This is a genomic window from Microbacterium sp. SORGH_AS_0969 (genome assembly GCF_030818255.1).
Taxonomy (GTDB): Bacteria; Actinomycetota; Actinomycetes; order Actinomycetales; family Microbacteriaceae; genus Microbacterium.
Genome location: NZ_JAUTAG010000001.1, coordinates 274,925 through 296,672, shown reverse-complemented (window position 1 = coordinate 296,672; position 21,748 = coordinate 274,925). Strand labels below are relative to the sequence as shown.

Here is a 21,748-nt window from a genome sequence, read left to right as displayed (position 1 = left end):
GATTGCGTCTTTGTAACCATTGGCGCGCACGGGGCCTCCCGGTGCACAAGCCGATCGTCACAGTGGGTAACGTGACGGGATCGTCCCCCGAACCCGTTGGGGGCATCCGTCTTGGAGGACCATTCGTGAAGACCACGAAGAAGGCCGTCGTCAGCGGCCTCGCCATGATCGGCGCCGCTGCGCTGCTCGCCGGCTGCGGCGCCGCGCCCGAGAGCAACGGCGCATCCGGTGGTGCCGCCGCCGGCGCCAGCGACTACCTGCCCTGCATGGTGTCCGACTCGGGTGGATTCGACGACAAGTCGTTCAACCAGCTCGGCAAGGAGGGCCTCGACGCCGCCGCGTCCGAGCTCGGGTCGAAGAAGCCCATCGAGGTGCAGTCGCAGTCCGAGACCGACTTCGCGTCGAACCTGCAGAACCTGGTCGACCAGGGCTGCAACACGATCATCACCGTCGGCTTCCTGCTGGCCCCCGCCGCTCTCGAGTCGGCCAAGGCCAACCCCGAGCTGCAGTACGTCTCGATCGACGACACCGTCGACCAGGACTTCGACGGCAAGACCGACGCGCCCAACATCAAGCCGATCATCTTCGACACCGCCCAGGCGGCGTACCTCGCCGGCTACCTGGCCGCGGGCACGTCGAAGACCGGCGTCGTCGGCACCTTCGGCGGCATGAACATCCCGACCGTCACCATCTTCATGGACGGCTTCGCGCAGGGCGTCGAGAAGTACAACGCCGACAACGGTGCCAACGTCCGCGTGGTCGGCTGGGACCGCACCGCGAAGGACGGATCGTTCACCGGTGGCTTCGAGGCCAACGACACCGCTCGCCAGACCGCGCAGGCCCTGATCGACCAGAACGTCGACGTGCTCCTGCCCGTCGGTGGCCCGATCTACCAGTCGGCCGCCGTCGCCATCCAGGACGCCGGTCGCGAGATCGCCATGGTCGGCGTCGACGCCGACGTGTACGAGACCGACACGGACGCGAACGTCCAGAAGATCCTGCTGACCTCGATCCTCAAGGGGATCGACGTGGGCACGAAGGACGCCATCGTCGCCGCGGGTCAGGGCAACTTCGACACCGCTCCGTTCATCGGCACGCTCGAGAACGACGGCGTCGGCCTCGCGCCGTACCACGACTGGTCCGACCGCGTGTCGTCCGACCTGACCGCGAAGGTCGACGCCCTCAAGGCGGACATCATCAGCGGCAAGATCAAGGTCGAGTCCTACCTGGCCGGCTGAGAGAACCCACTCTCCGGGGGAGGTCGGCGTCTTGCCGGCCTCCCCTCCTCATGAAGCGGGCGGATCCCGCCCGCTTCGCCAGACTCCGATCCGCCCACAAGGCCGGTCGGTCTCGTCGGATGCCTCCCGCGTCCGATGCCACAGAACTTAGGATCGGGAACATGAAGCTCGAACTCCGCGGGATCACGAAAACCTTCGGATCCCTGGTGGCGAACGATCACATCGACCTCACCGTGGAGGCCGGAGAGATCCACTGCCTGCTCGGCGAGAACGGTGCCGGCAAGTCCACCCTCATGAACGTCCTCTACGGCCTGTATCAGGCCGATGGCGGAGAGATCCTGCTCGACGACGTCGTCCAGCACTTCTCCGGCCCCGGCGACGCGATGCGCGCCGGTATCGGCATGGTGCACCAGCACTTCATGCTCATCCCCGTCTTCACCGTCGCCGAGAACGTCATGCTCGGGCACGAGCCCACCAAGATCGGCGGTCGCCTCGACCTCGCCGCTGCGCGGGCCAAGGTGCGCGAGATCTCCGACCGCTTCGGGTTCGACGTCGACCCCGACGCGCTCGTCGACGACCTCCCCGTCGGCGTGCAGCAGCGTGTCGAGATCATCAAGGCGCTCTCGCGTGATGCCAGGGTTCTGGTCTTCGACGAGCCCACCGCCGTCTTGACGCCGCAGGAGACCGACGAGCTGATGGCGATCATGCGTCAGCTGCGCGACGCGGGCACCTCGATCGTGTTCATCACGCACAAGCTGCGCGAGGTGCGCGAGGTCGCCGACCGCATCACGGTCATCCGACTCGGCAAGGTCGTCGGAGAAGCCGAGCCCAGCGCCTCCAACGCCGAACTGGCCTCGCTCATGGTCGGTCGCGCCGTCGAGCTCACGGTGCAGAAAGAGGCGCCCACCCTCGGCGAGGTCGGTCTGAAGGTCGCGAACCTCACGGTCGTCGACGCGATCGGTCAGCTCGTCGTCAATGACGTGAGCTTCGACGTCCGCCGCGGCGAGGTCCTCGCGATCGCGGGTGTCCAGGGCAACGGGCAGACCGAACTCACCGAGGCGCTGCTGGGTCTGCAGGAGCGCGTCGAGGGGTCCATCGTGCTCGACGGCTCCGAGCTGAACGGCCGGAGCGTGCGCGCGGTTCTCGATGCGGGCGTCGGATTCGTCCCCGAGGACCGCAAGGAAGACGGGCTCGTGGGGGAGTTCTCCATCGCCGAGAACCTCATGCTCGACCGTGCCGACGGAGCGCCGTTCATCAAGGGCGGAGCCATCCAGCTCTCGGCGCTCGCCGACTTCGCCCGCGAGAAGGTCTCGGAATTCGACGTGCGCACCCCCTCGATCGAGACCCCCGTCGGGCGTCTGTCGGGCGGTAACCAGCAGAAGGTCGTGCTCGCGCGCGAACTCAGCCGCGACCTGCGGCTGTTCGTGGCGGCGCAGCCCACCCGCGGTGTCGACGTCGGATCGATCGAGTTCATCCACAAGCGCGTCATCGAGACGCGCGACGCCGGCGTCCCCGTCATCGTCGTCTCGACCGAGCTCGACGAGGTCACCGCTCTGGCCGACCGCATCATGGTCATGTATCGCGGTCGCGTCGTGGGCATCGTCCCCGGAGACACCTCGCGCGACGTGCTCGGCCTCATGATGGCCGGCGAAGCGCCCCAGAACGAAGGAGTCGCCGCGTGAGCGATTCGCACAGCCCCCACGATCCGACCGCCGCGCGCGCGGACCGCGCCGCCGAGGTCGCCGAGGCCGGACAGGCCGACCTCGCGCTCGAGGGCGGCGCCGCCGTCGATCCCGCCTCCGGCGCCCGCAAGGTCGCCCCCCAACCGGTCGACGACGAGAACCGCTGGCGCCGTGCCCTCCGAGAGATCGCCACGGGCAACGCCATCATCTCCGTCCTCGCGGTGATCCTCGCCCTGCTCGTCGGCGCGGTCATGATCGCCGCGACCGACGAGAACGTCCAGGCGGCCTCCGCGTACTTCTTCGCCCGCCCGGGCGACACGCTGTCGGCCATCTGGACGTCGGTGTCGGGTGCATACTCGTCGTTCTTCCAGGGCGCGATCTACAACTTCCGCCGTCCGGAGTTCGCGACCGGCATCCGCCCGCTCACCGAGACGCTGACGTTCGCGACGCCGCTCATCGCGGCCGGACTCGGTGTGGCCCTGGCCTTCCGCGTCGGCATGTTCAACATCGGTGGCCGCGGCCAGATGCTCGTGGCGGCTGCCGCCGGCGGCTGGGTCGCCTTCGCGTTCGACCTGCCTTGGGGCATCCACATGATCGTCGCCCTCGTCGCCGGTGTCGTCGCCGGTGCGGTCTGGGCCGGCATCGCGGGTGTGCTCAAGGCGCGCACCGGGGCGCACGAGGTGATCGTCACGATCATGCTCAACTACGTCGCGTTCTACATCGTGTACTACCTGCTGCGCACGCCCGGCCTGCTGCAGGCCCCGGGCTCGAACAACCCCACGACCCCGGCGATGAAGGACACCGCGGTGTTCCCCGACCTCCTCGGCCCGGGATACAACCTGCACTTCGGCTTCATCCTCTCGATCGTCGCCGTCGCGGTGGTCTGGTGGATCCTCGAGCGGTCCTCGCTCGGTTTCCGCTTCCGTGCCGTCGGTCTGAACCCCAACGCCGCACGCGTGGCGGGTATCAACGTCAAGTCGATGTACGTCTACGCGATGCTCATCTCCGGCGCGCTGGTCGGGCTCGCGGGTGTCGATCAGGTGCTCGGGACCGTCACGACCGGCTTCTCCAGCGGCATTGACGCCGGCATCGGCTTCGACGCCATCACGGTGGCGCTGCTCGGTCGTTCCACCCCCGTCGGCGTCCTCGTGGCCGGCATCCTGTTCGGTGCGTTCAAGGCCGGCGGCTTCGCCATGCAGGCCGCCAACGGCGTTCCCGTCGACATCGTCCTCGTCGTGCAGTCGCTCATCGTGCTCTTCATCGCGGCGCCCCCGTTGGTGCGTGCGATCTTCCGCCTGCCGACCCCCGGAGCGCGCCCCGCGAAGGCTCGCGTCGCCAAGAAGAAGGAGGCGGCCCGGTGACCACCACCGCCGCACAGCCCGAGGCCGCCGCGCCCGCGCTCGACAAGGCCGTCGTCGTCGGGTGGAAGGCGCCCATCGTCTACGGCGTGATCACGCTGCTGGCGCTCGTGCTCTTCGTCATCGCCCGCCAGGACGGTGACGCGGTGTTCCGCATCTCCAGCCCCGGTGAGTTCCTGCAGCTGCCCGAGGTGGTGCTCGGCGGCGTCGTCACCGGCATCGTGTGCACGGTGCTGCTCGCCGTGGTCACCGTGGTGAGCGCGCTCATGGTGCGCGCCCGCCGCCGTCCGCCCATCTGGCTCGCCGTCATCTTCGCGGTGGTCTTCATGGTGGGGTTCTTGACGTGGGCGGCCGCGGGCGCCACGACGGCGGTCATCCCGCTGACGGGTCTTCTCGCCGGCGGGCTCAGTCTCTCGGTGCCGCTGATCTTCGGTGCCATGGCCGGAGTGCTCAGCGAGCGCGTCGGCGTGGTCAATATCGCGATCGAGGGCCAGATGCTCGCGGGTGCCTTCACCTCGGCGGTGGTCGCGACGGCGACGGGCAACCCCTTCGTCGGTCTGCTCGCGGCTGCCGTGTCGGGCGTCCTGGTGTCGTTCGTGCTGGCAGCTTTCGCCATCAAGTACTTCGTCGACCAGGTGATCGTCGGTGTGGTGCTGAACGTGCTCGTCGTCGGCCTGACCAGCTTCCTGTTCTCGCAGGTCCTGTCGCCCAACGCCACCACGCTCAACTCCCCGCCGCGCTTCCCGCGCCTGCCGATTCCCGTGCTCGCGGACATCCCGATCATCGGCCCGATGCTGTTCAACCAGACGATCATCGTGTATCTGATGTACGTCACGGTCGCTCTGGTCTACGTCGGCCTCTTCCACACCCGCTGGGGTCTGCGTCTGCGTGCCGTGGGCGAGCACCCGCAGGCCGCCGATACCGTCGGCATCAACATCGCCAAGACCCGCTTCTGGAACGTCTCGCTCGGCGGCGCCATCGCCGGCCTCGGCGGCGCGTTCTTCACGCTCGGCTCCGTCGGCGCGTTCAACAAGGAGATGACGGCCGGTGCCGGTTACATCGCCCTGGCGGCGGTCATCTTCGGCCAGTGGGACCCGATTCGCGCGACGCTCGCGGCTCTGCTCTTCGGCTTCGCGTCGAACCTGCAGAACACCCTCGGCGTCATCGGTTCACCCGTGCCCAGCGAGTTCATGCTGATGCTGCCGTACGTGGTCACGATCTTCGCCGTCGCCGGTCTCGTCGGAAAGGTCCGCGGCCCCGCGGCCGCCGGTAAACCGTACGTCAAGGGCTGACCCAGCCCGCTTTCCCTTCACGAGAGGACCCCCTGCTCCACGATGACCGACATCGATTGGGACGAACTCCGTTCCGCCGCGACGGACGCCATGCACCGCGCGTACGCGCCCTACTCCCGCTTCAAGGTGGGCGCCGCGGCGCTGGTCGCCGACGGCCGCATCGTCTCCGGATGCAACGTCGAGAACGCCTCGTACGGCGTGACGCTGTGCGCCGAGTGCGGACTGGTGTCCGAACTGCACATGTCGGGCGGTGGCCAGCTGGTCGCGTTCGTCTGCGTGGACGGCGAGGGGCGCACGCTCATGCCGTGCGGACGCTGCCGTCAGCTTCTGTTCGAGCACGCGATCCCGGGCATGCTGCTCGAGACCGTCAGCGGCATCCGGACCATCGATGAGGTCCTGCCCGACGCCTTCGGCCCGCGCGACCTCGAGGAGGCGGCGCGGTGACCCTTCGACAGGCTCAGGGACCGGTGCCGGAGGCCTACGACGCCGTCGACATCATCCGCGCGCAGCGCGACGGGCGGGCGATCACCGAGGGCGAGATCCGCTGGCTGGTCGACGCCTACACGCGTGGCTACGTCATGGACGCGCAGATGTCCGCGTTCACGATGGCGGTTCTGCTGAACGGCCTCGGCCGTGACCAGATCCGCGTGCTCACCGACGCGATGATCGCCTCGGGCGAGCGCATGGATTTCTCGTCCCTCGGCAAGGTCACCGTCGACAAGCACTCCACCGGGGGAGTGGGCGACAAGATCACCCTCCCGCTCGCCCCGCTGGTCGCCGCTTTCGGTGTCGCCGTGCCGCAGCTCTCGGGTCGTGGCCTGGGCCACACCGGCGGCACGCTCGACAAACTCGAGTCGATCCCGGGTTGGCGCGCAGCGCTGTCGAACGACGAGATCATGGCGCAGCTGCGCGACGTGGGCGCGGTCATCTGCGCCGCCGGCACGGGGCTGGCCCCCGCCGACAAGAAGCTCTACGCGCTGCGCGACGTCACCGGCACCGTCGAGGCCATCCCGCTGATCGCGTCGAGCATCATGTCGAAGAAGATCGCCGAGGGCACCGACTCGCTCGTGCTCGACGTGAAGTTCGGCTCCGGCGCCTTCATGCAGGACATCGACCGCGCGCGCGAGCTCGCCGAGACGATGGTCGCGCTCGGCACCGACTCGGGCGTGAACACGACGGCCCTGCTCACCGACATGAACACCCCGCTGGGTCTCGCCATCGGCAACGCCAACGAGGTGCGCGAGTCGGTCGAGGTGCTCGCCGGCGGCGGCCCCGCCGACGTCGTCGAGCTGACCGTCGCCCTGGCGCGCGAGATGCTGACGCTCGCCGGCCAGCCCGACGCCGACGTCGAGGCCGCGCTGCAGGACGGCCGCGCGATGGACGTGTGGAACCGCATGATCCGCGCCCAGGATGGGGATCCGGATGCCGCCCTCCCCACGCCGCGCGAGACCCACACGGTCGTCGCCGAGCGCTCCGGTGTCGTCACCCGCGTCGAGGCGCTGCCCTTCGGCATCGGAGCCTGGCGCCTGGGTGCCGGACGCGCGCGCGCCGAGGACGCCGTCGTGCACGCGGCGGGCATCGACCTGCACGTGACCGTCGGACAGTCCGTCACCGCCGGTCAGCCGCTGTTCACCCTGTCGGCCGACGACGGGTCGCGCTTCGAGCGTGCTCTCGGTGCCGTCGAGGGTGCGCTGGAGATCGGCGACACCGCTCCCGCCGCGTCGCCGCTCGTTCGCGAACGGATCACCGCGTAATGGCATCCGGGAAGAAGAGCTCCATGGCATCCGAAGAGTTCCGCATCGGGCGAAAGAGAATCGCCGACCTCCCCAAGGTCTCATTGCACGATCACCTCGACGGGGGTCTCCGCCCGCAGACGGTGCTCGAGCTGGCCGACGAGATCGATCTCGACCTGCCCGCCGACGACGCGAAGGGTCTCGAGACGTGGTTCTCCGACCACATCGACGGCGGCTCGCTCGAGGACTACCTCGAGAAGTTCTCGGTCACGGTCGGTGTGATGCAGACGCGCGAGGGCCTCGTGCGCACGGCGAAGGAGTTCGTCGAAGATCTCGCGGCCGACGGCGTCGTGTACGGCGAGGTGCGGTGGGCTCCGGAACAGCACCTCACCCGAGGCCTCAGCCTCGACGAGGTCGTGGACGCCGTGCAGGAGGGTATTGAAGCGGGAGAGGATGCCGCGGACGCCCGCGGTCACGACATCCGAGTCGGTCAGCTGCTCACCGCGCTGCGTCACAACGACAACGCGCGCGACATCGCCGAGCTCGCGGTCGCGTGGCGCGGCCGAGGCGTGGTGGGCTTCGACATCGCGGGTCCCGAGGACGGCTTCCTGCCGTCGCGTCACCGCGAGGCCTTCGACTACCTCGCGGAACAGTTCTTCCCCACGACCGTGCACGCCGGAGAGGGTGCCGGTCTGGCATCCATCCGCTCCGCCCTCATCGACGGGCGCGCGCTGCGTCTCGGCCACGGCGTGCGCATCGCCAACGACCTCGACGTCGTCTCGCGCGAGGGCGAAGAGGTGCAGGTCACCTTCGGTGACCTGGCCCGCTGGGTGCGCGACCGCGAGATCACGCTCGAGCTGTCGCCGACCGTCGAACCTGCAGTCGGGGGCCGTCACGGCGTGGGGCGACACGATGGACGCGCACCCGTTCGACCTGCTCTACCAGCTCGACTTCTCGGTCACCGTGAACGTCGACAACCGCCTGATGAGCGCGACCTCGCTCACTCGCGAGCTGGGGCTGCTGGCGCAGGCGTTCGAGTACGACCTCGACGACCTCGAGGCGTTCCAGCTGAACGCCGCGGCCGGCGCCTTCCTGCCCGTGGAGGAGCGCGAGGAGCTGATCGAGATCATCTCGGAGGGCTTCCGGCGCTGAGGAGCGCCGTCAGGGGCGCGGGCCGTTCTCGGTCCGCGCCCCTTCGCGTCCCGCGAGGGCGGTCTCTCGTGCCGGCGTGCGAAACTCCTGAGATTCGCGCTCGCGAGGTCAACCAGACCCGGTTCGCGCCCGCGCCCGCTCTGTTTCTCAGGAGTTTGGCCCGCCTGACTGCTGCCCACCGCAGGCGGGGGCCCGCCTGACTGCTGCTCACCGCAGGCCGGGCCGCGGCACGTCGCCGAGCAGCAGCGGCGGGCAGTGTCGTGCGGAACTCCTGAGAATCCGGTGGATTGGCGGCAGGAGCGGTCTCGTCAGGCTCGAAGGACCAAAATTTCAGGAGTTTCGCCCGGGTACGCCGTGCGCGAGGATGCGCTCGAGTGCGGTGCGGACGCGGTCCGGGTGGTACAGGATGTCTTCGGCGAGGAGGCGAAGCGTGGCATAGCCGCGCTCCAGCGCCGCCATGTCGCGGCGCCGGTCACTCTTGTGGACGTGCCACGTGCCGTGGAATCGCTCGCTGTCGCACTCGACGATGAGCCACCCGTTCACCAGGAGATCCACGCGACCCACTCCGTCGATGCGGACCTGGAGCTCCACGTCGCAGCCGAGGTGGCGAAGCAGCAGACGGACGAGCGATTCAGTGCCGGCTTCGGCACGCGGGTCCAACAGGCGACGCAGCACCCGGAAGCGACGCGGGACGCGCGCGAAGATCTCGGCGATGTCGGCTTCGTCCACCAGTCCGAGATGCCATGCGCTGTCGAGCGTCGCAATGGCCGATCGAGGCGGTTGGCAGCGGATCGCCTGCGCGAGAGCCTCCACGAGGCCGACGGTCGAGCAGTCTCGCGGTGCAGACGAGGAGCGCCAGTGGTAGACGACGCCGTCCGGAGCCGGGGGACGTCGACTGGCCGAGCGGTTTTGCTGCACGTGGCGTTCCGCATGACGGTGCACGAACACTCCACGCAGCGCCAGGAGGCTGATGCAATCGAGCCGCCCGCCGACACGCGCCGCCGCGGTGACGTCATCGTGCGTGTCGGCTGCGACGAACCGCCCCTGCCGCACCCGCCTGATGGTCCCGTCGATGACAGCGCGGGCGAGAGCCCGCCGTGACCACCCGGCCGCGTGGAGCTCGCGCGTCGTCCACACCACATCGCGATTCTCTCCGGACGGAGGAGGAAGGGATGCCATCGGCCCACCCTGGCCGTTCCGACCGCCGTGGAACGGCTGTGGGGCCAGATCTGTGGACAACTCCCGCGGGGGAGGAGGAGTCCATCGGCTCTCTCGCTTGGGCGAAACTCCTGACTTTTCGTCGTGAGACGCCCCGTGGCAGGATGACCTCGCGTGCGAGCGCGGGTTTTTCAGGAGTTTCGCTCGCTCCGGGCGCCCGGAACGCCCTGAGCCCGCACGGCCGGGGCGGCGGGGCGCGGGTGGCAGTGCGCCGGGTGGCAGCGCGCCGGGGCGGCGAGGCGACCTGATGGCAGGGCGCCGGAGCGGCCGCAAACGCCGACGCGCGCTACGGCGGCGGCAGGAAGCCCGCGAGCTCCTCGGCGATCACACGGTCGACCTCGGCAGGATCCGCGGTGGGGGTGCCGTCGCCGGGCTGCGGGCCGTAGGCGCCGAAGGAGGCGTGGGAAGCGCCGGGAATCTCGACGAAGGTGGCGTTCGCGGGCAGTTCGGCCTTGGCATCCGCGATCTTCTGCGGGGTGCTCAGCCCGTCTTCCGAACCGGACAGGCTCAGCACGGGGATTCCGGATGCCGAGAGGTCGTTCGCGCAGTACGAGGCGAAGAGCACGAGCGCGTCGGCGTCGGTGGCGAGCCGGCACGCGCGCACGCCTCCCAGGGAGTGTCCGCCCACCGCCCACACAGCGACATCCGGTGCGAGGTCGGTGAACGTCGAGAGGGGGCGCGGGTCGAAGAACGCGAGGTTCAGCCACGGGCGCGTGATGACGACCGTGACGCCGTCATCGACCACCGTGTCGGCGAAGGTCGCGATGTAGCCCTCGGCCGCCACCTTGGCTCCGGGGATGAACACCAGACCCTGGCCGGACGCCCCCGACGTCGGCGTGAGCACGATGCCCGCGCCGTCGTCGGTGATCGTGAGCCCGGGGTTCGCCTCGGCCTCGGCGAGCGGGCCCGCTTCGGGACCCATCACGCCGACCTGGCTGTAGATCAGGATGCCACCGACCAGCAGGATCACGAGGGCACCCAGGCCGCCAAGCGTCCAGCGGAGCCACCGACGTCGACGGCGCGGGGGCGCGGCAGGGGAGTCGGCAGGGGGCTCGCGATCGGTCACCTCTCGAGCGTATCCCCGCCCGCCGGGACCATGCCTCGCACCAAACGCCACCGCCGACGTCGCGCGCGAGGCGACACGTCGGCGGTGATGTCCGAACAACGGACGTCTCAGGCGCCGATCGCCGCCTGTCGTGCGGCGACGATCTCGACCACGCGGGCGAACAGAGGATGCGAAGGCTCCAGGCCCGTCACCTCGGCGGTGAACGCCTCGGCATCGAGCTCGCGCAGCATGCGCTGCAGGTCGACGGCCTGGATGTCTTCGGCATCCTGGAACTCGAGGGCGGCGGCCATCGCGGCGACGAGGGCGTCGACGGGGAGGCCGCGCTCGACCGCCTCGGCGGCGGGACCGACGAAGCGCTCGTGGCGCGAGAGCTTGCGCAGCGGCTGCCGGCCGACGCGCCAGACGGTGTCGGGCAGTGCGGGGTTGCGGAAACGGCGCAGGATCGTCGCGCGGTACTCACCCTGCACGTCGGCGTCGAGCTCGTGCTTCTCGACCAACAGCGCGCTGGTCTCCTCCAGCACCGCTTCGACGTCGGCGGCGATGGCCGGGTCGGCGAGCGCGTCCGAGATGCGCTCGATCCCGGCACGCGCCCCGAAGTACGCGGTCGTGGCGTGGCCGGTGTTGACCGTGAAGAGCTTGCGCTCGATGTACGGCTCGAGGTCGTCGACGAAGTGCGCGCCGGGGATGTGCGGGGGAGTGTCGCCGAAGGGCGCGCGTTCGATCGCCCACTCGTAGAACGGCTCCACGGTGACGTCGACGCCTCCACCCGACTGCGCCGGCACGATCCGGTCGACCGCGGTGTTGGCGAAGACGGCACGGGATGCCAGAGCGTCCCAGGACTCTCCCGCGAGCTCGATGACGTGCTCGCGCAACTGGTCGGTCGCGCCGATCGCGTTCTCGCACGCCATGATCTGCAGGGGAGCGAGCGCCGGGTCGCGCAGGGCGAGGCCCGCGACGATGTGCGGAGCCACGAACTTCAGGATCGTGGGACCGACGGCGGTCGTGACGACCTCGGCGGTGGCGATCTCGTCGATCAGGGTCTCGGCATCCACGGAACTGTCGATCGCCCGGAAACCGGTCACCTCCTTGTCGACGCCCCCTTCGCCCACCTCGTGGACGGTGTACGAGGACGCTGCGTTGATGGCCTCGACGAGCGCGGCGGACACGTCGGAGAAGACGAGGTCGTACCCGCCCTCGTGCAGCAGCAGTCCGACGAAGCCGCGCCCGATGTTGCCGGCGCCGAAGTGGACGGCCTTCATGCGTTGACGGACCCGGAGAGGGCCTCGAACAGTTCCTCGGGCGACGAGGCCGCCTTCAAACGCGCGACGTCGTCTTCCTCCGAGAAGAGGATCGCGATCTGCGACAGGATCTCGAGGTGCTCGTCGCCCTTGCCGGCGATGCCGATCACGAAGGTGACGGGCTCTCCGCCCCAGTCGACACCGCCGTCGTAGCGGACGACCGAGAGGCCGGACTCGAGGATCGCCTGCTTGGTCTCGTTCGTGCCGTGGGGGATGGCGAGCTCGTTGCCCATGTAGGTGGACACCGTCTCCTCGCGCTGCTGCATGGCGGCGAAGTACTCACCCGTGACGGAGCCGGCGGCTTCGAGCAGATCGGCGGCTTCCTTCATCGCCTCCTCGCGGGTGGCGCTTCCGGGGTGGATGCGGACGGATTCGATGCGGAGGACGTTCGACATGGGTTCTCGCCTTTCTCGTCGTGCTGTCCAGCCTCGCAAACCGCGGGCCGGACGGGAAGACGGAGGGGCCGGGGTTGTGTCCCGGCCCCTCCGTGCTAGGGGATTACTTCGTCTCGTGCTGCGAGCGGACCATTTCGACGACCTCGTCGTACTTCGGCGAGTTCATGAAGTTGTCCACCGACACGTGCACCGCGTCGGGCGACTGCGCCTTCGCGCGGTCGGTCAGCTGGTTCTGCGTGATGATCAGGTCGGCCGAGCCGTCGAGGTTCGCGATCGCCTGGTTGGTGACCGTGACCCCCTCGATGCCGGCCTTCTTGATCTTGTTGCGCAGCACGCTCGCGCCCATGGCCGAGGAGCCCATGCCCGCGTCGCAGGCGAACACAATGGTATTCAGCTGCTTCGTGGCCACGCCGCCCTCGAGACCGCCGAGGGCGCCGTCGACGTCGCTCTCGGCGGCGTCGGTCGTGCCCGCGCCCGTGGTGCCGGCCGCGCGGGTGCGCAGGGCGCCGAGGGCGGCGGACTCCTTGCCCTTGTTCGCGGCGGTCTGGTCGATGGCCGCGGCGAAGCTGTCGCCCTCGGCCTCCTGGTCGCGCTTGCGCGAGGCGCGGAGGATGATGCCGGCGATCAGGAAGGTCACGACAGCGGCGACGACGACCGACAGCAGGACGACGAGTACGTTCGCGACGCCACCGCCGGCGGCGGCAGCCGTCACCGCGATGATGCTGCCCGGGGCCGCGGGGAAGACCAGACCGCCCTGGAAGATCATGTTCGTGGCGACACCCGAGGCGCCACCGGCGATCAGGGCGAGGATCGTCATGGGCTTGGCGAGGGCGTACGGGAAGTAGATCTCGTGGATGCCACCGAGGAACTGGATGACGATGGCGCCGGGGGCAGAGGCCTTCGCCGCGCCCACACCGAAGAAGGTGAAGGCGAGGAGCAGGCCGAGGCCCGGGCCGGGGTTCGCTTCGATGAGGAAGAGGATCGACTTGCCCGTGTCGGCGACCTGTTCGACGCCGAGCGGGGTGAACACGCCGTGGTTGATGGCGTTGTTGAGGAACAGCACCTTGGCGGGCTCGACGATGATCGACAGCACCGGCAGCAGGTTGAACTGCACCAGGAAGCCGACGATGCCGCCGAGGACCGCGCTGATGCCGAGGAAGACCGGGCCGAAGGCGAAGAAACCGACGATCGCGAGGACCATGCCGAGGATGCCGGCCGAGAAGTTGTTGACGAGCATCTCGAAGCCGGGGCGGATCTTGCCGTCCCACAGCTTGTCCATCTGCTTGGTGATCCAGGCCGCGAGCGGGCCCATGATCATCGCGCCGAGGAACATGGGGATGTTGGTACCGGCGATGACGCCCATCACGGCGATCGTGCCGACCACGCCACCGCGCGCACCGTAGACGATGCGTCCACCGGTGTTGGCGATGAGCAGCGGCAGCAGGTACGTGATCATGATGCTCACGAGGCCCACGTAGCCCTGGTAGGTCGTGCCGTCTTCGGTCGCGCTGAGGGCGGTCATCGCGCCGGGCCAGCCGATGGTGGCGGCGTCGCCGCCGCCGCCGAGGATCTCGGCGACCGGTGCCCAGTGCCACGCGGGTCCGAAGGGGCTTTCCGCACCGAAGAATCCGGCCGGGATGAAGAGCATGGTGATGAAACCCCATGCGATGAAGGCCGCGATGTTCGGCATGATCATGCCGGAGAGGAACGTGCCGAATCGCTGTACCGCGATCCGAGCCCCTCCCGGCTTCTTGGCGGGTGACGTCGTCGTCATTGCTGTGTCTCCTTGTATGGTGCGCGGCGGGCGCCGCGCTGGTGGGGGGAACGGCGTGTGCCGTGGTGCAGGTGGGGGCGGCGGTCACCGCCCCCGGGTGGTTCACGAGGCCGCGGGGACGGCCTCACGGGTCGAGGAAGCGGCCTGGGCTGCTTCGCGGGCGGATGCCGCGTCATCGGCGGACAGGGCGGCCTCGGCGATGCGCAGGGCGTCGTCAAGGGTGTGGTCGAGGAGGGTGGCGCGCACGTCCGCGAGAGCGGTGGGCGCCATCGAGAGCGTGGTCGCACCGAGCCCGACGAGGACGACGGCGAGCAGCGGGTCGGCCGCGGCCTCACCGCAGATGCCGACGGGCTTGCCGTTCACGCGGCCCGCCGCACCGACCTCGCGGATGAGGCGGAGAACGGCCGGATGCCACGGGTCCTGGAACGACGCGACGGAACCGAGCAGGCGGTCGGCGGCGAGCGTGTACTGCGTGAGGTCGTTCGTCCCGATCGAGACGAAGTCCGCGATCTGGAGGATGCGGTCCGCCATCAGCGCGGACGAGGGGACTTCGACCATCACGCCGGTCGTCTTCAGGCCGTAGTCGCGGGCCAGCTCGGTGAAGTAGCGCGTCTCCTCGACGGTCGAGACCATGGGGGCCATGACCCACAGGTCGGCGGGTCCGGCTTCGGTCTTGCGGGTCGCGGCATCCGCCTCCGCCAGCGCGGTCAGCTGCTCGCGGAGGATGTCCTCGCTCGCGCGGAGTGCGCGGAGGCCACGGAGGCCGAGAGCCGGGTTCTCCTCGTGCGCGTCGTTGAGGAACGGCAGCGGCTTGTCGGCACCGGCGTCGAGCATGCGCACGACGACCTTCTTGCCCGGGAAGGCGCTCAGCAGCTCGGTGTACGCGGCGCGCTGCTCCTCGACGGTCGGGGCGGAGCTGGAGCTGAGGAAGAGGAACTCGGTGCGGAACAGGCCCACGCCCTCGGCCCCCAGCTCGACGGCCTCGGCGGCGCCGCCCGGCTTTCCGAGGTTGGCGAGCAGGGGCACTTTGGTGCCGTCGGCGAGGGCGCCGTCGGTGAGAGGGGCGGATGCCGCGGCGGCACGGGCCTCGGCACGGTTCGCCGCGCGGGCCTTCTCGTCGTCGGTCGGGTCGACGGTGACGACGCCCGCGGCGGCGTCGACGATCACGGACTGTCCATCGACGAGGTCCTTGGCGCCCGCGGCGCCGACGACGGCGACGATCGACTTCTCGCGGGCGAGGATCGCCGTGTGCGAGGTGGGGCCGCCCTCGGTCGTGACCAGCGCGAGCACCTTGTCGAGGTCGAGCAGGGCGGTGTCGGCGGGGGCCAGGTCTTTCGCGACAAGCACGAATGGGTGACCGGGATCCGGGATGCCGGGGGCCGCGACGCCGCGCAGGCGCGCGATGACGCGCTGGGCGACGTCGTCGAGGTCGGCGGCGCGCTCGCCGAGGTAGCCGCCCAGGGCGACGAGCTGCTCACGGAACGAGGCGAAGGCGTCGTGCACGGCGAACTCGCCGGTCTTGCCCGCGGCGAGACGGCTGTCGACCTCGGCTTCGAGGGTCGGGTCCTCGGCGATCATCGCCTGGGCCTCGAGCACGTCGCGGGCGGCGCCGCCCGCTTGTGCCCCGCGGGCCTCGAGCTCGCGCGCGACGGCGCCGATGGCCTCGCGCACGCGCGCGGTCTCGTCCTCGACGCTCAGCTCGCTCTTCGCGTCCTTCGGGGCGGGCAGGGGCTCCGCCATGCGCGCGATGGGTCCCTGGGCGACGCCCAGTCCGATTCCGACTCCACGGAGTTCCGTCATGTGCTCGTTTCCTTTACTGCGCGCCGTTATGCGGCGTCGTGGTCGGTGGTCAGCAGTTCGCTGAGACGATCGATGGTCGCTTCGGCGTTGTCGCCGTCGGCCGTGAGGGTGACGTAGTCGCCGTACTCCAGGCCCAGCGCGATGATGCCGAGGATGCTCGCGGCGTTGACCGGGGCGCCGGCATCCTTGGCGATGGTCACCGGGATTCCGGACTCCTTCGCCGCCTGTGCGAACAGCTTCGCGGGGCGTGCGTGCAGGCCGTGGGACGATCCGATCCGGACGGTGCGGGTGAGTCGAGGCATGGGATCACTCCTTCTCGTGAGTCAGAAGCGGTCGGGCGCCGAGCGCCCCCTGGACGAGGGCGAGGGCGCGCGTGCCGTCGAGGTCGGCGAACACGTCGGGTGGCAGCAGGACCACCTTGACGCCGCGCGTCGCGGCATCCCGTTCGATCGCGTCGAGGTCGCCCGCGAGGTGGGGGCCGACGAGGACGACATCGCATCCGTCGAGATCGATCGGGAGCGAACGCAGCGTTCCCGCGGAGGCGGCATAGTCGAGGCCGCGCTCGTGGGCCGCGCGGCGTACCCGCTGCGCGACGAACGTGCTGGACGCACCCGCACCACAGACCACCAGGATCCTCATCGAACCCGCCTCCTTACCTCTCGATTGTCTGGAAGCGGCTCCCAGCGGACAACCAGGTTCGTTTCCCACCCCCCGGAACGTGGATGCCGGTCGCCCGCGCAGCGACCCGGGTCGCGTGGTTGGATGGAGGGTGCGCTGCCATACCGGGCGCGGCGCGGAGGACGGATCGTGACGACGAAAGCTCGCCAAGACCGCCTGCTGGCCTTGTTGCTGCGCGACGGGGAGTGGTCGACGGCTGCATCTCTGGCGGACGCCCTCGGGGTGACCCCGCGGAGCATCCGCTCCTACGTGACGGCGATCAACGCCCGCGCCGGGGGCATGAGCGCGATCGAGTCGGGGCCGCTCGGCTACCGGGCCGGCAGTGACGCCGCCGTCGCGCTGCGGGCGAACGGGGGATTGGATGCCGGGACCCCCCGCGATCGCCTCCACACCCTGGTGCGGCGCCTCCTCGACTCGGCCGACGGCATCGACGTCTTCGAGACGGCCGACGCTCTGCACGTCAGCGCGGCCACGCTCGAAGCGGATCTCTCACGCGTGCGGGGGCTGCTCGGCGGGACCGAGCTGACGCTCGAGCGCTCGGCATCCCTCGCTCGCCTCCGGGGCACCGAGGTGGCGCAGCGTCGCTTGCTGTCGAAGCTCGCGCACGACGAGATGGATGCCGGGCACTTCGACCTCGACGCGCTGCGGCGAACGCTCGGCGAGAGGTCCGTCGGCGCGCGGGCCTTCGGTCCCTTCAAGGCCGAGCTGGTCGCCGAGCTCGGCGCCCTCGGCTACTTCGTGAACGAGATCGGCATCGGCGACGTCGTCATGCACATCGCGATCGCCGCGGACCGGACCACCCGCGACCGGGCCCTCGGATCGACCGGTGCGGACGTATCGGATGCCACGGCGGCGGTCGCGGATCTGTTGGACCGTCTGACCCTCAAGCACATCGGGGTGCAGCTCGGGCAGGGCGACCTCCGCCACCTCGCGACCCTGGTGCTCACACGGATCGTCGCTCCGGGCGCCCCCGCGGCCGACGACGTCCGTTCCCGCCTGTCGCCCGAGGTCGAGGCAGCCGTCCGCGCGGTCGTCGAGGCGGCGGCATCCCAGTTCCTCGTCGACATCGCGCACGAGGACTTCATCCTGCGCCTCGCGCTGCACGTGCAGAACCTGCTGCACCGCTCTCGAGAGCAGGCGTGGTCGCGGAACCCCCTGACGCGGTCGTTGAAGTCGACGTACCCGATGATCTTCGAGGTGGCGGTCTACATCGCGACCGGGCTCCAGGACTCGCTGGGCATCCCGATCCTCGACGACGAGATCGCGTATGTCGCGATGCACGTCGGCGGGCGCCTCGAGCGCAGCCGCCGCGCCGATCAGCTCCTCACCGCGACGATCGTGTGCCCGGGGTACTACGAACTGCACGAGCTGCTGCGCTCCAGCGTCGACCGTTCGCTCGGGCAGGCGATCGAGGTCGTCGGCGTCGAGACGCGCATCGACCCCGTCTGGGAGGGCATCGATACCGACCTGGTGCTGACGACGATCGACCCTCCCCGCACGGGCGACCGGTTCGTCCGCATCCAGCCGTTCCTCACCGACGCCGACGTCGAGCGCGTGCAGGCGGCGGCCGGGCGTGTGCGGCGGGGGAGGCGCCTCGCGCGGCTCCGGGCCGAGCTGGAGCGCTACTTCTCTCCGGACGCCTTCGTGCGCGGCCTCGACGGGGCCGACGGCGAGGCGGGCGTCATCCGCGACCTGGGCGCGCTGCTGACGAACCAGGGGGTCATCGACGACGACTACGTCACCCGGGCCGTGGAGCGCGAGGCCATCTCGTCGACGGCGTTCACCGACGCCCTCGCGGTGCCCCACGCGATGGGGATGACCGCGACCCAGACGCGCATCGCGATCGGCATCGCCGACCCCTCGATCGCGTGGGGCGAGGGTCGCGTGCAGGTCGTGGCCCTCGTGGCGTTCAGCGAGGCCGACCGCGAGGCGTTCCAGACGGTGTTCGAGCAGTTCGTCGAGGTGTTCAGCGAGCGCGAGAGCGTTCAGCGCATCGTGCGGCGGGGCACGGACTTCGCGGCGTTCCTCGACGAGCTGGTCGCGGTGATCGACGGCTGAGGCGCGGCTACGCATCCTCGCTCGCCCGCGATCTGGGGCTCGGGGTGGTCGTATCCGCGGATCCCGGGGCGGCGGCATCCGTCCGCCTTCCGTGTTCGGGGCGCGTTTCGTGGGATGGGGCGTCGGAAGTACGCCCCGGCGGAAGGTTCGCGCCCCAAAGCCGGAGTCGGATCATCTCACGGGTCTCAAGAAGTCGTCGGAGTGCCGACGAGCTCACGCCGTCCTCGGCGAGGTCGTCGCGGGACAGCAGAACGAGTGCGGACATGACCGACAGTGTGGCGGGGTTCGCGACCGCGGCACCCGGCTCCGTGGCATCCCGTGATGTGTGCCGGAAGATTGCGTCCTGGGGAGGAGTAGTTCGGGCGTCACGCGCAACCCGGGTCTGGGGCGCGATTCTCTCGTCAGGGCGCAAGAATCGCGCCCCGGCGGAAGAAACGCGCCCTAAGCCCCGAGCCGCAGAGCGGAAACGCGCCCCAAACGGGGCAGGGCGGGTCAGCGCACCGCGGTCAGCAACGCCTCGGCACCGGCGCGCAGCGCGGCCAGACGCCGGTTCGCCTTCTTCGCCGAGCTCGCCTGCACGTCGAGGTACAGCTTGAGCTTCGGCTCGGTGCCGCTCGGGCGCACGATGAGGCGCGAGCCGTCCTCGAGCCAGATGCGCAGTACGTCGCCCGGGGGCAACCCGTCGACCCCGAGCATCAGGTCGTCGATTCTCGACACAGCGACCTCGCCGACCGCGGACGGTGGCTGGGCGCGGAGGGATGCCATGATCCCGGCGATCTCGCTCACGTCGGTGACGCGGATCGAGATCTGGTCGCTCGCGAAGGCCCCGAACAGCTCGCGGAACTCACGCAGCAGGTCGGCCACGGTCCGGCCCTCGGCTCGAGCGTCGGCGGCCATGCCCAGCAGGGCGACGGCGGCAGAGATCCCGTCCTTATCGCGGACGACCTCGGGGTTCACGAGGTAGCCCAATGCCTCCTCGAAGCCGAAGACGATGCCCGGGGCGCGCGAGATCCACTTGAACCCGGTGAGCGTCGAGCGGAAGTCGAGGCCGTAGTGCTCGGCCACCGCCTGCAGCCCGGGCGACGACACGAGCGAGCACGCGAGCGTCCCGCCCGTCCCCGCCGCCGCGGCGCGCGCTGCACGCCAGCCCAGCAGCAGACCGATCTCGTTGCCGCTCAACCGGCGCCATCCGCCGTCGGTCTCGGCATCCGGGATCGCGACCGCGAGGCGATCGGCATCCGGGTCGTTCGCGATCACCAGTTCGGCGTCGGCCGCGCGCGCGGTCTCGAACGCGAGATCCATCGCGCCCGGCTCTTCGGGATTCGGGAACGCGACGGTGGGGAAGCGTCCGTCGGGGTGGATCTGCGCCTCGACGACCACCGGCGCCGGGTAGCCGGCCTCGGCGAGCACCAGCGAGACGGTCTCCCATCCCACGCCGTGCATCGCGGTGTAGACCCAGCGGAGCCCCTCCGCGCCCGCCGGCGCCGGGGCGACGGCGGCGGTCGCGGCGACGTACGCCTCCACGACCGATTCCGGGGCATTGGCGTACCCGACCGAGCGCGGCAAGATCGTGACGTCACCGTCGTCCGCCACGCGCTGGATGTGCGCGGCGATCTCGGCGTCGGCCGGCGAGACGATCTGCGCGCCGTCGTCGGCGCCGCCGAGGTAGACCTTGTAGCCGTTGTCGTCGGGCGGGTTGTGGCTCGCCGTGACCATGACGCCGGCATCCGCGCCGAGGTGCCGCACGGCGAAAGCGAGCACGGGCGTGGGCAACAGGCGTGGCAGGAGGATCGCGTGCAGCCCCGCCCCCGCGAAGATCTCGACCGAGTCGCGCGCGAACACGTCCGAGTTGCGTCGACCGTCGTACCCGACGACCACGGTCGGCGTTCCGTCCGGCTGCTTCTCGCGGAGATACGCGGCGAAACCGGCCGCCGCTTGAGCCACGAGCACGCGGTTCATGCGGTTCGAGCCGGCGCCGAGCGTGCCGCGCAGTCCCGCCGTCCCGAAGGCCAAGCGCGTCGAGAAGCGGTCCGCGAGGTCGGCGGCGGCCGCGTCGTCGCCGTCTTCGACGCGGGTGATGAGCGCGGCGAGCTCCTCGCGGGTGACGGCATCCGGGTCCTGCGCCAACCAGGCGCGGGCCGCGGCCAGGTACTCGCTCACAATGCGTTGACCACGCGGGCGAGCAGCGCCGAGATGACGGGCTCCGCCTCGCGACCGGCTTCGAGGACCTCGGCGTGGCTCAGTGGCGTCTGCTGGATGCCGGCGGCCAGGTTCGTGATGAGCGAGAAGCCGAGGATCTCCATGCCGGCCTGGCGGGCCGCGATCGCCTCGAGCGACGTCGACATGCCGACGATGTGCCCACCGATCGTCTTCGCCATCTGCACTTCGGCGGGAGTCTCGTAGTGGGGTCCCCGGAACTGCGTGTACACACCCTCGTCGAGCGTCGGGTCGATCGATCGGGCGAGGTCGCGCAGGCGCTTCGAGTACAGGTCGGTGAGGTCGATGAAGGTCGCACCCTCGAGAGGGGAGTCGGCCGTGAGGTTGATGTGATCGCTGATCAGCACGGGCTGTCCGGGCTTCCACGTCTCGCGGATGCCACCGGCTCCGTTCGTGAGGATCATCGTGGTGGCGCCGGTGGCGGCCGCCGTGCGGACGCTGTGCACGACCCGGCGCACGCCGTGGCCCTCGTAGTAGTGGGTGCGGGCGCCGATCACGAGGACGTTCTTGCCGCCGGGGGTGCGGACGCTCCGGAGCGTGCCGACGTGCCCCTCGAGGGCGGGCTTCGAGAAACCGACGACCTCGGTCGCGGGGAACGACGCCGTCTCCTCGCCGATGAGCTCGGCGGCGCGGCCCCAGCCCGACCCGAGGGTGACGGCGATGTCGTGGTGCTCGACACCGGAAAGGCGGGCGATGTCGGCCGCCGCGGCTGCGGCGACCTCGAACGGGTCGACGGCCGGATCGTCGAGCGGGTGAGAAGTGCTGTTGGACATCCCCCCACTCTAGAAA

General features: G+C 70.1%; 17 protein-coding genes and 1 pseudogene. 8 read left to right on the top strand and 10 right to left on the bottom strand.

Features of this window, described 5'->3' with window-relative positions:
• The first annotated feature begins 125 nt into the window (after window positions 1-125).
• From QE388_RS01305 to QE388_RS01275, 7 genes and pseudogenes are all read left to right on the top strand, one after another.
• Window positions 126-1,238 (top strand): BMP family protein, encoded by a 1,113-nt coding sequence (locus QE388_RS01305; RefSeq protein WP_307382384.1) that lies wholly within the window; start codon window positions 126-128, stop codon window positions 1,236-1,238.
• A gap of 161 nt (window positions 1,239-1,399) precedes the next feature.
• Window positions 1,400-2,920 carry an ABC transporter ATP-binding protein gene (locus tag QE388_RS01300; RefSeq protein ID WP_307382383.1) on the top strand — a complete coding sequence of 507 codons (1,521 nt, stop codon included), beginning with the start codon at window positions 1,400-1,402 and terminating at the stop codon, window positions 2,918-2,920.
• Window positions 2,917-4,281 (top strand): ABC transporter permease, encoded by a 1,365-nt coding sequence (locus tag QE388_RS01295; protein ID WP_307382380.1) that lies wholly within the window; start codon window positions 2,917-2,919, stop codon window positions 4,279-4,281. Before QE388_RS01300 ends, QE388_RS01295 begins: the two co-directional genes overlap by 4 nt.
• Complete coding sequence (locus QE388_RS01290) at window positions 4,278-5,570, top strand: ABC transporter permease (RefSeq protein ID WP_307382377.1); 1,293 nt, start codon at window positions 4,278-4,280, stop codon at window positions 5,568-5,570. Before QE388_RS01295 ends, QE388_RS01290 begins: the two co-directional genes overlap by 4 nt.
• 42 nt (window positions 5,571-5,612) lie before the next feature.
• Entirely contained in the window at window positions 5,613-6,014 is a 402-nt protein-coding gene (locus QE388_RS01285; protein ID WP_058231121.1) for a cytidine deaminase, read from the top strand.
• A complete protein-coding gene (locus QE388_RS01280; protein WP_307382374.1) occupies window positions 6,011-7,324 on the top strand; it encodes a thymidine phosphorylase in 1,314 nt (437 codons plus the stop codon). The genes QE388_RS01285 and QE388_RS01280 overlap by 4 nt, the downstream gene beginning before the upstream one ends.
• Before the next feature lie 23 nt (window positions 7,325-7,347).
• Window positions 7,348-8,455, top strand: a pseudogene (locus tag QE388_RS01275) (adenosine deaminase).
• Between the two features lie 330 nt (window positions 8,456-8,785).
• Here QE388_RS01275 and QE388_RS01270 read toward each other — a convergent pair.
• The 8 genes from QE388_RS01270 to QE388_RS01235 form a co-directional block, all read right to left on the bottom strand.
• Entirely contained in the window at window positions 8,786-9,634 is an 849-nt protein-coding gene (locus QE388_RS01270; protein WP_275798356.1) for a type IV toxin-antitoxin system AbiEi family antitoxin domain-containing protein, read from the bottom strand.
• 325 nt (window positions 9,635-9,959) lie between these two features.
• The gene (locus QE388_RS01265; RefSeq protein ID WP_307382371.1) at window positions 9,960-10,739 is read right to left on the bottom strand and encodes an alpha/beta hydrolase; all 780 of its coding nucleotides are present in this window, start codon (window positions 10,737-10,739) and stop codon (window positions 9,960-9,962) included.
• Window positions 10,740-10,846: 107 nt separating this feature from the next.
• Entirely contained in the window at window positions 10,847-11,998 is a 1,152-nt protein-coding gene (locus QE388_RS01260) for a mannitol-1-phosphate 5-dehydrogenase (protein WP_307382368.1), read from the bottom strand.
• Entirely contained in the window at window positions 11,995-12,432 is a 438-nt protein-coding gene (locus QE388_RS01255; protein WP_307382365.1) for a PTS sugar transporter subunit IIA, read from the bottom strand. The genes QE388_RS01260 and QE388_RS01255 overlap by 4 nt, the downstream gene beginning before the upstream one ends.
• 103 nt (window positions 12,433-12,535) lie before the next feature.
• Window positions 12,536-14,206, bottom strand: a complete 1,671-nt coding sequence (locus QE388_RS01250) for a PTS mannitol transporter subunit IICB (RefSeq protein WP_275798348.1) — start codon at window positions 14,204-14,206, stop codon at window positions 12,536-12,538.
• Window positions 14,207-14,308: 102 nt separating this feature from the next.
• Window positions 14,309-16,006, bottom strand: a complete 1,698-nt coding sequence (ptsP, locus tag QE388_RS01245; protein WP_307382362.1) for a phosphoenolpyruvate--protein phosphotransferase — start codon at window positions 16,004-16,006, stop codon at window positions 14,309-14,311.
• Between the two features lie 26 nt (window positions 16,007-16,032).
• Complete coding sequence (locus QE388_RS01240; protein WP_275798345.1) at window positions 16,033-16,308, bottom strand: HPr family phosphocarrier protein; 276 nt, start codon at window positions 16,306-16,308, stop codon at window positions 16,033-16,035.
• A gap of 4 nt (window positions 16,309-16,312) precedes the next feature.
• On the bottom strand, window positions 16,313-16,645 hold the full coding sequence (locus QE388_RS01235; RefSeq protein ID WP_275798343.1) for a PTS sugar transporter subunit IIB: 333 nt from the start codon (window positions 16,643-16,645) through the stop codon (window positions 16,313-16,315).
• 168 nt (window positions 16,646-16,813) lie between these two features.
• Here QE388_RS01235 and QE388_RS01230 point away from each other — a divergent pair, with 168 nt between their 5' ends.
• Window positions 16,814-18,742 carry a transcription antiterminator gene (locus QE388_RS01230; RefSeq protein WP_275798341.1) on the top strand — a complete coding sequence of 643 codons (1,929 nt, stop codon included), beginning with the start codon at window positions 16,814-16,816 and terminating at the stop codon, window positions 18,740-18,742.
• 492 nt (window positions 18,743-19,234) lie between these two features.
• Here the strand turns inward: QE388_RS01230 and QE388_RS01225 are convergent, their stop codons facing one another.
• Both QE388_RS01225 and QE388_RS01220 read right to left on the bottom strand, forming a co-directional pair.
• Window positions 19,235-20,902 carry a phospho-sugar mutase gene (locus tag QE388_RS01225; RefSeq protein WP_307382359.1) on the bottom strand — a complete coding sequence of 556 codons (1,668 nt, stop codon included), beginning with the start codon at window positions 20,900-20,902 and terminating at the stop codon, window positions 19,235-19,237.
• On the bottom strand, window positions 20,899-21,732 hold the full coding sequence (locus QE388_RS01220) for a purine-nucleoside phosphorylase (protein WP_275798337.1): 834 nt from the start codon (window positions 21,730-21,732) through the stop codon (window positions 20,899-20,901). The genes QE388_RS01225 and QE388_RS01220 overlap by 4 nt, the downstream gene beginning before the upstream one ends.
• Window positions 21,733-21,748 lie beyond the last annotated feature (16 nt).

What these genes read in the sequence shown, in the direction of transcription:
- QE388_RS01300 (WP_307382383.1), top strand. Translation starts at nt 1,400, where the DNA reads ATGAAGCTCGAACTCCGCGGGATCACGAAAACCTTCGGATCCCTGGTG.
- QE388_RS01285 (WP_058231121.1), top strand. Translation starts at nt 5,613, where the DNA reads ATGACCGACATCGATTGGGACGAACTCCGTTCCGCCGCGACGGACGCC.
- QE388_RS01270 (WP_275798356.1), bottom strand. Translation starts at nt 9,634, where the DNA reads ATGGCATCCCTTCCTCCTCCGTCCGGAGAGAATCGCGATGTGGTGTGG.
- QE388_RS01260 (WP_307382368.1), bottom strand. Translation starts at nt 11,998, where the DNA reads ATGAAGGCCGTCCACTTCGGCGCCGGCAACATCGGGCGCGGCTTCGTC.
- QE388_RS01255 (WP_307382365.1), bottom strand. Translation starts at nt 12,432, where the DNA reads ATGTCGAACGTCCTCCGCATCGAATCCGTCCGCATCCACCCCGGAAGC.
- QE388_RS01250 (WP_275798348.1), bottom strand. Translation starts at nt 14,206, where the DNA reads ATGACGACGACGTCACCCGCCAAGAAGCCGGGAGGGGCTCGGATCGCG.
- ptsP (WP_307382362.1), bottom strand. Translation starts at nt 16,006, where the DNA reads ATGACGGAACTCCGTGGAGTCGGAATCGGACTGGGCGTCGCCCAGGGA.
- QE388_RS01240 (WP_275798345.1), bottom strand. Translation starts at nt 16,308, where the DNA reads ATGCCTCGACTCACCCGCACCGTCCGGATCGGATCGTCCCACGGCCTG.
- QE388_RS01235 (WP_275798343.1), bottom strand. Translation starts at nt 16,645, where the DNA reads ATGAGGATCCTGGTGGTCTGTGGTGCGGGTGCGTCCAGCACGTTCGTC.
- QE388_RS01220 (WP_275798337.1), bottom strand. Translation starts at nt 21,732, where the DNA reads ATGTCCAACAGCACTTCTCACCCGCTCGACGATCCGGCCGTCGACCCG.